Source organism: uncultured Georgenia sp., assembly GCF_937958535.1.
Taxonomy (GTDB): Bacteria; Actinomycetota; Actinomycetes; order Actinomycetales; family Actinomycetaceae; genus Oceanitalea.
Genome location: NZ_CALGNQ010000150.1, coordinates 1 through 9,117 on the forward strand (window position 1 = coordinate 1; position 9,117 = coordinate 9,117).

Annotated in this window: 10 protein-coding genes and 1 pseudogene; 2 read left to right on the plus strand and 9 right to left on the minus strand. The window is 74.4% G+C overall.

Features of this window, described 5'->3' with window-relative positions; all coding sequences use genetic code 11:
* Positions 1 to 61: 61 nt before the first annotated feature.
* The 8 genes and pseudogenes from Q0195_RS08220 to Q0195_RS08255 form a co-directional block, all read right to left on the minus strand.
* Entirely contained in the window at positions 62 to 541 is a 480-nt protein-coding gene (locus Q0195_RS08220; protein WP_299276944.1) for a TspO/MBR family protein, read from the minus strand.
* A 562-nt stretch (positions 542 to 1,103) separates the two neighbouring features.
* Positions 1,104 to 1,604 (minus strand): helix-turn-helix transcriptional regulator, encoded by a 501-nt coding sequence (locus Q0195_RS08225; RefSeq protein WP_299276947.1) that lies wholly within the window; start codon positions 1,602 to 1,604, stop codon positions 1,104 to 1,106.
* Between the two features lie 63 nt (positions 1,605 to 1,667).
* Complete coding sequence (locus Q0195_RS08230) at positions 1,668 to 2,726, minus strand: alpha/beta fold hydrolase (protein ID WP_299276950.1); 1,059 nt, start codon at positions 2,724 to 2,726, stop codon at positions 1,668 to 1,670.
* A gap of 110 nt (positions 2,727 to 2,836) precedes the next feature.
* A pseudogene (locus tag Q0195_RS08235) lies at positions 2,837 to 3,064 on the minus strand (acetyl-CoA C-acyltransferase); the annotation flags it as partial.
* Positions 3,065 to 3,487: 423 nt separating this feature from the next.
* Complete coding sequence (locus Q0195_RS08240; RefSeq protein WP_299276952.1) at positions 3,488 to 4,135, minus strand: DedA family protein; 648 nt, start codon at positions 4,133 to 4,135, stop codon at positions 3,488 to 3,490.
* A gap of 178 nt (positions 4,136 to 4,313) precedes the next feature.
* Complete coding sequence (locus Q0195_RS08245; RefSeq protein WP_299276955.1) at positions 4,314 to 4,457, minus strand: hypothetical protein; 144 nt, start codon at positions 4,455 to 4,457, stop codon at positions 4,314 to 4,316.
* A 24-nt stretch (positions 4,458 to 4,481) separates the two neighbouring features.
* Positions 4,482 to 5,720, minus strand: a complete 1,239-nt coding sequence (locus Q0195_RS08250) for an MFS transporter (RefSeq protein ID WP_299276958.1) — start codon at positions 5,718 to 5,720, stop codon at positions 4,482 to 4,484.
* A 274-nt stretch (positions 5,721 to 5,994) separates the two neighbouring features.
* Positions 5,995 to 6,570, minus strand: coding sequence for a helix-turn-helix domain-containing protein (locus Q0195_RS08255; RefSeq protein ID WP_299276961.1), 576 nt, complete (start codon positions 6,568 to 6,570; stop codon positions 5,995 to 5,997).
* Positions 6,571 to 6,681: 111 nt separating this feature from the next.
* Here Q0195_RS08255 and Q0195_RS08260 point away from each other — a divergent pair, with 111 nt between their 5' ends.
* Positions 6,682 to 7,884: a trypsin-like peptidase domain-containing protein gene (locus tag Q0195_RS08260; protein WP_299276963.1), complete on the plus strand. Its 1,203-nt coding sequence runs from the start codon at positions 6,682 to 6,684 to the stop codon at positions 7,882 to 7,884.
* A 1-nt stretch (position 7,885) separates the two neighbouring features.
* Here the strand turns inward: Q0195_RS08260 and Q0195_RS08265 are convergent, their stop codons facing one another.
* Positions 7,886 to 8,086 carry a hypothetical protein gene (locus Q0195_RS08265; protein WP_299276966.1) on the minus strand — a complete coding sequence of 67 codons (201 nt, stop codon included), beginning with the start codon at positions 8,084 to 8,086 and terminating at the stop codon, positions 7,886 to 7,888.
* 91 nt (positions 8,087 to 8,177) lie between these two features.
* On the opposite strand from Q0195_RS08265, the gene Q0195_RS08270 reads away from it, so the two are divergent.
* On the plus strand, positions 8,178 to 9,117 hold a 940-nt coding region (locus tag Q0195_RS08270; protein ID WP_299276969.1), incomplete at its 3' end, for a WYL domain-containing protein.

Consider the following 9,117-nt stretch of genomic DNA (forward strand, 5'->3'; position numbering starts at 1 on the left):
GGTGACCCGGTGGTGCCCGGTGACCCGGTGTGTCCGGTGACCCGATGGACCCGGTCGCCCGTCAGCCCGAGTGGCCGGCGTTCTTCCGGGCGATCGTCGCGGAGAGCACGGTGGCGAAACCGCACCACAGCGCGTAGGGCGCCAGTGCCGCGCCGGCACCGCGGTGCACCCGAGCCGTACGGCGGACCAGGTCGGCCGAGCTCACGGTGAGCACAGCGCACTCCACGGCCGCCCACCACGGTCGGCGGCTGCGCCAGAAGAGCCAGCTCCACGCGCCGTTGAGGGCGAGGTTGACGACGAGGGCTCGCCGGTAGGCAGCGCGCTCCTGCGGTGCGGCACCCAGCCGGTCGAGGGTGCGAGCCGACGTCACCGCGATGTCGGCGTACAGCGGCGTCCACACCGCGGGGAAGACCTGGCTCGGAGGCTGCCAGTCCGGTTTGTGCAGGGTGCGGTACCACAGGCTGTCCGGTTGCGTCGCGAGGGCGCCCGCGGCGGCGGTGGTGGCGGCAGCAGCGGTCCCGAGGAGCGTCGTCCAGCGCATGGGTACCAGCCTGGCGCCCGGGTGCTGGACGTGCACGGCGTGATGGGGCCATCGGTCCGGGGGGACCTCGCGGCCACCGCGTCCCGCCCGGAGCTCAGCCATGCCGGCTCCGGGGAAGATGTGTCGTTCCGGAGGGGTCAAGCTGATCCATGAGGTGGGTCAGGTTGGCTTGTCGCAGCTGGTCCGTGTGGTGGGTCAGGTTGCCTTGTCGCAGCTGATCCGTGCGCTGGATCAGGTTGACCCTTCGCGACAGAGATACCTGACCCTCGCGCCGGCGGTTCCTGGCCCCCAGCGAGCTCACCTGCGAGGCGGCGCCATGGCTCGACGACAACGTCGAGTCCCTCACCGGCGGTCCCGACCTGTCGTACCAGAGGCACCGGACCCTCGCACCAGAAGCACCGGACCCTCACTCTGACGGTTCCTGACCTCTCGCTGGAGAGCCACCGGACCATCACACTCACGGTTCCTGACCTCTCGCAGGAGAGCCACCGCACCCCCGCACCGGCGATACCCGCCCTCGCACCGGCGATACCCGCCCTCACGACGGCGGGACCTGAAGTCCTCAGCTGCCCGGCGAGGCCGGCGGTTCGCCGCCTGGTGGGGCGAGGTCGCTCGGCCCCCGACACCGGTAGCGGAAGGGCTGCACCGTCGTCCATTCCGGCTGGGGTCCGCACGGGCCGGTGCCCAGGTACTCGTGCAGTATCCACCACACCGGCCCCAGCCGTCCGGGCTCCACCGGCCACACCGTGCGGTGCGCGGGGAACCGTCGGCCGGAGCGGTCACGCGCCACGAGGTCCGTCACGTCCCACTCCGTCACCGGCACCCCGTCACCGTCCACGACGGCCAGGGCGTACCCGGTGCGGGCCAGCACCGAGCACACCGTGGCGAGCGAGCACCTGTCCGCCGACCGTTCCAGCCGGGCGACGGTCGCTTGCGGGACCGTGATCAGCTGGGCGAAGGCGCGTTGGCTGAGCCCGTGCTCCCGGCGGTACGCCCGCAGCGCCAGCCCCACCTGCTCGGGGAACGTCACGGGTCCGGCGTCCTGGCCTGTGCCCTGTCCCATGCGGCACACCGTGCTGCAGACGGCGGGGACCGGGCGGTCAGGGGCAGCGGGCTGTGGACGCCCCTAACCCGTGAGGAGCTCGGTGAGCAGCGTGCGGAACACCTCGGGCGCCTCGATGTGCGGACTGTGCCCGATGCCCTCGAGCTCCACCTCGCGGTACGTGCCGCCGGCAGCGGCGAAGCGGTCCAGCACGGCACGCATCTGGCTCACCATCGGCTGGGGCGGGTAGACGTCGTGGCCCGGCCACCCGGGGACCACCCCCAGCGCCCCGAGCTGCCCGAGGTCGAGGGCCGAGGTGTCGGAGACGATCGCGTCCGCGCTGCCGTGCACCCACAGCACCGGACCCACCTGTGGTACGTCGGCGAAGCCGGACACGTCGAAGTACTTCGGCGACAGCGCGTTGTTGATCCCCGTGGTCCCGGGCGCGACGCCCGGCCAGTTCTCGCTGGGCGCGACGTCGCCCGGGTAGTTCTCCGGACCGATCCGTGTCGAGAGCACCGAGTCGAGAAGCAGGTCCTCGTCCACCAGCTCCGCGCCCGGGGCGACGTACAGCGAGCGGAAGACGTTGAGCGGCGAGTACGGGTGGTCGGTCGAGCGGTCGCCGGCGGCGATGGCGGCGGCGAACTCCGGGTTTGCCGTCCCGCCGCCGGAGCCGGCGAAGTCCGGCCAGGTCGGGGTGCCGTCGACGTCGCGGGTCCCGCCGAACCCGTAGGGCGAGGCCGGCGCCTCGAGGAGTACCTGCGCCACCCGGTCCGGGTGGTCGATCGCCAGCTGCATGACAACCCCCGCACCCGCCGAGTGCCCGACGAACGCCGCCCGTTCGATACCGAGGGCGTCGAGCAGCGAGAGCACGTCGTCGGACATGTCCCGTAGCCCGCGCGTCGCGTCGAGGGGCCGCACCTCGGTGTCGCCGTACCCGCGCATGTCCGGCGCCAGCCCCCGCCACCCCTCGGGCAGCTCCCCCAGCAGCCGGTGGAAGAACGCCGAGGAGGAGCAGTTGCCGTGGACGAGCACGACGGTGCCGCGGTCGGCCCCGGCCGCGCCCGTGTCCCGCACGTGCATCCGCAGGCGCGTCGTCGTGACGTCGGTCCGGGTGACGGCGCGGTCGGGGACGGTGGTCATGGTTTCCTCCAGGAGCGGGCCGGTGCCGCCCGGCGCACCGGCGGCGACGCCGGCGTCCGCGCGAGGCGGGGGACGGGACCGGCCGGGTCGGGTGACCCGGCCGGTGTGGGTCAGGGTGCTTCGAGCAGGAGGGCTTCGCCCTGGCCGCCGCCGCCGCAGAGGGCGAGGGCGGCGCGGCGGGCGTTGCCGGAGGCGAGCTGGTGGGCGGCATGGACCGCCAGGCGGGCGCCGGAGGCGCCGATGGGGTGGCCCACGGCGATGCCGCCGCCGTGGGGGTTGACGTCCTCGGCGGGGATGCCGAGGCGGCGGGCGGAGGCGGCCACGACGGCGCCGAAGGCGCACTGGGACCGCCTTCGGTTGAGGTGCTTGGAGGTCTGTCACAACATGACAGGTGATTCAGGTTTCACAAATCATGGTGACCGGTCCCGGTGCTGTCAACCCGCGCGGGTCACGATCGGGTCACGGGAGCGCAGGTGGACGGTCCGTGGGTCGTGGGCGCCGCCGGTCCGCCCGCACGGGTGGGGCTCCTCCGTCCGGCGCCCGTGCTCGGTGCGGTCGGTCCGCCCGGTGGCCGGGAGCGCAGGCAGGGAGGGGTGCAGGCTGACAGGTGCGTGCCGCCGAGGGGTGCAGGATCGGATGCGGGGCGCCGAGCGGTGCAGGGTCAGGTGCGGGACGCCGCGGGGCCGAACTCCGGCACCGGAACGCCTGCTGCCCGGCGAGGTGCTCACACCCGGCAGCCGGTCCTGGTGCGGCGGCTCGGGTCAGACGAGCTCGAGCTCCCACTCCTGCGGCGCGGCGGCCGCGCGGCGGCGCTGCCGGGCCCGGCGTCGCAGGACGAGCAGGCCGCAGACCAGGACGATGCCGGCGAGCACGATCCAGCCGGCGCTGCCCATCCGGTCGGCGACGCGCGGCAGCGCCTGGCCGGCGAGCGCCCCGCCGCCCAGCCAGAGGCAGGCCCACAGGGCACTGCCGACGACGGAGCCGGCGACGAAGCGCCGGTAGCGCATCCGGGCGGCCCCGGCCGCGGCGGGGACCACGGTGCGGACCAGCGGCAGCAGCCGGCTGACGACGAGCGCCAGTGGGCCTCGCCGGCGCAGCAGCTCCGCGGCGCGGTCCCAGCTGTCCGTGCCGACCCGGCGCACCACCCGGCTGTCGCGCAGCGACCGGCCGTAGCGGCGGCCGATGAGGTAGCCGACGTGGTCCGCGGCCGACGCCGCCAGCGTGACGACGGTGAGGGCGAGGACCACCTGGACCGGGGTGCTCGCGGTCGCCCCGAGGACGAGGACGCCGAGCTCGCCCGGCACGAGGACCCCCAGCCCGAACGCCGACTCGGCGAAGGCGAGGAGTGCGCCGACGGCGACCAGGACGGGGCTGAACGTGTCGGGTAGCAGGGCGAGGATGTCCGGCATGTTTCCCAGCAGATCGTGAGCGGGTGGTCGGGCGGTATCCGGGAGTGCCCTGGTCGGACCCTGGGAGGGGGTCAGGGAGCCTCAGGGAGGCCGGACGGTGACGGGCGCGCTGCCGTCGCGGTTCTCGACCAGCCTGGCAACCCGGACGGGCCGGGAACAACGGATTTACCGCCCGCGCTCAGCGCCGCCGGCGGCCGGGCCGGCCGAAGACCGTGCGCGGCTTGCGGGGCCGGCTCGGGGAGAGGACCTGGGCGCGGACGAAGTCGGCCATGGTCTGCCCGCTGGTGCGGGCGGCGAGGTCGTGGAGCAGGTGCGGTCCCATGGTGGGTCCTTCCGGGAGTGGTGGTCAGGCGGGACGGGCGGTGCGCAGGGCGAGCACACCGGCGAGGACCATGCCGGCGATGGTCGCGGCGACGAGGACGCGGTAGTCGACCACGCCGATGACGGCGGCGCCGGTCATGGCCGCGAGGGTCTGGGGCAGGCTGAAGGCGACGTTCGAGGTGGCTGCCACCCGCCCCTGGAGCCGCGGCGGGGTGAGCCGCTGCCGGAGGGTCACGAAGGCGACGATCTGCCACGGTCCGCCGACCCCGACGAGCGTGAGGCCGAGCACCGCCGCCCCCAGGGCGACGCCCGCGGGCAGGGCGACCGTGCCGACGAGGACGAAGGGTGTCAGCCCCAGGGCCATGACGCCGAGGCCGAGTGCGACGAGGTGCGGCTCGCCCAGGCGACGCACGAGCCGGGCCGCGGTGAGACCGGCGAGGACGGAACCGACGCCCTGGACGCTGACGAGCACGCCGAGCAGCGCCGGGTCGGCCCCCAGGCCCTGCTCCATCATCGGGAAGACCGCGACGTTGGTCAGGCCCGAGGCGCCGACGGCGATCGCGATGACGAGCGTGAGCGCGCCGAGCGGGGCGGTCTGCCGCAGGTGGTGCAGCCCGCGGGAGAGGTCGGCCCAGTAGCGGGTGCCGGTGGCCGGCTCCGGCGGGGACTCGACGACCTCGACCCGGGTGAGCAGCACCGCCGTGAGGGCGAAGCAGGCGGCGGTGACGAGGACGACGGCGCGCGGTCCGGCTGCGACGTACAGCGCGGTGCCGAGGAGCGGGGAGACCAGTCGGAAGGCGTGGTCCACGGTGGTGAGGACCCCGTTCCCGCCGGCCAGCGCGTCGTCGTCGAGCAGGTCGCGGACCAGCCCGGACTGCGCCGAGGCGGTGAGGAACCCCATGGCGCCGTAGACGAAGGTGACGCCGTAGACCAGCCAGAGGTCCCGCGCGTCCCGGACGAGGACGAGGCTGAGGACGAGCACCGCCAGCGTCGCGTTGCCGGCTGCGAGCAGCCACCGGCGCGAGACCCGGTCGGCGAGCTGCCCGATGAACGGGGCGAGGAAGGTCGGCAGCCCGAGCGCGGCGAAGACGAAGCCCGCGGCGCCGTCGGAGCCGGTGAGCTCCTTCACCCAGACGGCGACCATGAGGTACAGCGCGCTGTCGGCGATGTTCGTGAACACCCAGGCGACGACCAGCCGGCGGAACCCCCGCGTCGCGAGCGCGGCGGGTCCGCGCCGGCGCGGGGCGGTGAGCTGGTCGGTCATCGTCGGAACCCTCCTGCCGGAGCTGTGGTGATGGCACGAGCGTAGACGCTAAAGATATCTTGCGCAAGAAATCTTGCGCAAGAGGTGTTGACCATTGCGTGAGCCCGTGTGGTCGCACGTTCATGCGGCGGGCGGACCTGAGGGTGTACCGCCCGAGCTCACGACCTGACGGGGGTGACCGCGGGCCGTGGTGGGCATGGCCCCGGCGGGCGTCGGCGTGGGGCGAGATGGTGCGGGAGGCCGGCGTGGGACGTGCGGGAGGCAGGCGCGGGCGTCAGGCCTGCTCGGGCGGGTCGGAGTAGACGGCGGTGACGACCCGCACGCGGCGCGCACCCGCGGGGCGCTCGGCGGGGTCGTCCCGGCCGGTGTAGCGGTCGAGGACGTCGCTGATCTCGTCGGCGAGGGCGCGGGCCTCCTCCGCCGTCGCCCAGACGGAGGCGTTCATCAGCCGCGTGGCCTCCATCCACGCCTGGGGCTCACGGTCCAGCCGCTCCATCGCGGCCCACAGCCCCTGCGCGCGCTGGGCGAAGGTCAGCTTGCCCAGCTCCACCGTCGCCTGCAGGGAGCCGGGCACCTCGGGGTCGACGCCGGTCGCGTAGCTGCCGCTGCCGACGAGCCGCCACGGCTTCTCCCGGCCGCGCGGCTCGGCCCGCTCGATGAAGCCGTACTTCTCCAGCATCCGCAGGTGGAAGGAGCAGCTGGCCACCGACTCCCCGGTGAGCTCGGCGCACTCGGTGGCGGTGAGCTCGCGGTGGTCCTTGAGCAGGTCGAGCAGCTTGAGCCGCAAGGGGTGGGCCACCGCCCGGATCCGCTCCGGGTCGTTGATGATGAGCTGCTCCTGCTCGGCCACGCCCCCACCTTAGGCCGTCGGCTCACCGGATCGTGTCCTGCGCTGCCCCGGCGCTCGCGGTGGTGCGAGGCTGGTGGTGTCATGACGGTGTCGCACGATCACGGAGGAGTCATGTGGGTTGACGGTGGACCACCCCCCACGCCGGTGCGGCAGCGCCGCCGGCCGAGCTGGGCGCTGCTCGGCGTCGCCGTGCTCCTCGCCCTGGTCGTCGGGGCGCTCGCCACGCTCGGCATCACCGGCGCCGGGACGGACCAGGCCCCCCGGGAGGCGACCACGCAGGAGCGCACCGGGCAGCCGGGCCACGGCGCGACCCCCGACGAGGGCACCGGGCAGCCGGCTCCGCCCGACATCGGCCCCGGCCAGGTCCCGGACTGGGTCCGGCTCGCCGAGGAGGTCGGCCCCAGCGTCGTCGCCATCGATGTGCGCACCCGGGGCGGCGCGGGCCAGGGCTCCGGTGTCATCGTCGACGGCGAGGGCCGGATCATCACCAACCACCACGTGGTCGCCGGGGGCACCCAGATCCTCGTCACGCTGTGGGACGGGCGCCTCTACCCGGCGTCGGTCGTCGGCACCGACGTCGCCACCGACCTCGCCGTCATCGCCCTCGACGACCCGCCCGACGACCTGATCCCGGCTACCCTGGGCGACTCCGACACGGTGCGCGTCGGGCAGCACGTCGCGGCGATCGGCAACCCCCTCGGGCTGAGCCACACCGTCACCACCGGGATCGTCTCGGCGCTGGACCGCCCGGTGACGACGGTCGAGGAGGGGCGGCTGCCGGGGGAGCGGCGCACGGCCATCACGACGAACGCGATCCAGGTCGACGCCGCGGTCAACCCCGGCAACTCCGGCGGCCCGCTCTTCGACGCGGCCGGCCGGGTCATCGGCATCACCAGCTCGATCGCGTCCATGCCCACCGGCGCCGGTGGTTCGGCGGGCAGCATCGGCCTGGGCTTCGCCATCCCGAGCAACCTCGTCACGCTCGTCACCGAGCAGCTCGTCGCCCGGGGTGTGGCCGAGCACGCCTACCTGGGCGTCGGTCTCACCGACGCCGTCGTGGCGGTGGACGGCGAACGTCGCGCCGGCGCCGAGGTGGTCACCGTCGAACGGGGCAGCCCGGCGGACGCGGCCGGCCTGGAGCCCGGCATGGTCGTCGTCGCGATCGACGCCCAGCGGGTCACCGGGGCCGACTCGCTCGTCGGCTTCGTGCGCCAGTACGCGAGCGGCACCGAGGTGACGCTCACCGTGGCGCAGGACGGCAGCGCGCGTGACGTGGCGGTGACGCTGGCGACCCGCGAGGACTCTCTTCCCTGACCTACCGGGCGACCACCACGACGACGGCGGTGAGCGCCGGGGCGGCGATCCCCACCGTCGTGGTCAGCGCCACCGCCGCCCGCCGTGGGCGGCCGCGCCGGCGCACCGGCTTGGCGGCCGGCATGCGCTGGGTCCGGGTGAGCTCGTCGAGCGTGGTCCCGATGACGGCGGCGGCGAAGCTGTCGAGCAGGTGCGGGTGCATGACATATGTCCTTCCGGGTGAATCGGACATCTGCCACGCTAGGAGCCGTACCGGACACCCTGTGTCCGCTGCGGGGAAGAAGGTGGGGGACGTGGTCGACTCCTCCCGGCGCATGCTCGAGCTGCTCAGCCTGCTGCAGCTGAGACGGGAGTGGCCCGGCGCCGAGCTGGCCGAACGGCTCGGCGTCAGCGACCGCACGCTGCGCCGTGACATCGACAAGCTGCGCGAGCTCGACTACCCGGTGCACGCCGTCCGGGGCGCCGGCGGCGGCTACCGGCTCGGCGACGGCGGACGGCTGCCGCCCCTGCAGTTCCTCAGCGACGAGGCAGTGGCCGCGGCCATCGCGTTGACGACAGCCGCGAGCAGCAACGTCCACGGTGTCGGCGAGGCGGCCCGACGGGCGCTCGGCAAGCTCGAGCAGGTGCTGCCCTCCCGGCTGCGGGCGCGGGTCCAGCGGCTGGGGCAGAGCGTCGTCCACCTGCCGGGAGCCGCCGTCGTCGACCCGGACGTCCTCATGACGGTGGCCGGCGCGTGCCGCGACCAGGTGCTGCTGCGCTTCGACTACGTCCGCGGCGACGGCACCGAGTCGCGCCGCGAGGTCGAGCCCTACGGGCTGGTCGCCTGGACCGGTCGCTGGTACCTCGTCGCCTGGGACCTGGACCGCCGCGACTGGCGCACCTTCCGGGTGGACCGGCTGCGTCCCCGCATCCCGCTCGGGCGGCGCTTCACCCCGCGCGAGCTGCCCGGCGAGAACGCCGGCACCTACCTCCTGCGCCGGGTCCGTGACCTGTGGCAGGAGAAGGCCGTCGTCCTCGTCGACCGGCCGGCCGACAGCGACCTCATGCGGCGGTGGGCCACGCACGGGCAGGTGCAGCCGGTCGACGACCACCGCTCCCGGCTGCTGCTCGACGGCGACAGCATCCACACGCTGGCGGGGATACTGGCCGAGCTCGACGCGGACTTCGTCGTGGAGGCCCCGGAGGAGCTGCGCCGTCACCTGCGCGAGGTCGCGGCCCGGCTCGGCCGCGCCG

Coding starts and splice junctions, on each gene's coding strand:
- Q0195_RS08225 (WP_299276947.1), bottom strand. CDS start 1,604: ATGGGACAGGGCACAGGCCAGGACGCCGGACCCGTGACGTTCCCCGAG.
- Q0195_RS08240 (WP_299276952.1), bottom strand. CDS start 4,135: ATGCCGGACATCCTCGCCCTGCTACCCGACACGTTCAGCCCCGTCCTG.
- Q0195_RS08260 (WP_299276963.1), top strand. CDS start 6,682: ATGTGGGTTGACGGTGGACCACCCCCCACGCCGGTGCGGCAGCGCCGC.
- Q0195_RS08230 (WP_299276950.1), bottom strand. CDS start 2,726: ATGACCACCGTCCCCGACCGCGCCGTCACCCGGACCGACGTCACGACG.
- Q0195_RS08245 (WP_299276955.1), bottom strand. CDS start 4,457: ATGGGACCGCACCTGCTCCACGACCTCGCCGCCCGCACCAGCGGGCAG.
- Q0195_RS08250 (WP_299276958.1), bottom strand. CDS start 5,720: ATGACCGACCAGCTCACCGCCCCGCGCCGGCGCGGACCCGCCGCGCTC.
- Q0195_RS08220 (WP_299276944.1), bottom strand. CDS start 541: ATGCGCTGGACGACGCTCCTCGGGACCGCTGCTGCCGCCACCACCGCC.
- Q0195_RS08265 (WP_299276966.1), bottom strand. CDS start 8,086: ATGCACCCGCACCTGCTCGACAGCTTCGCCGCCGCCGTCATCGGGACC.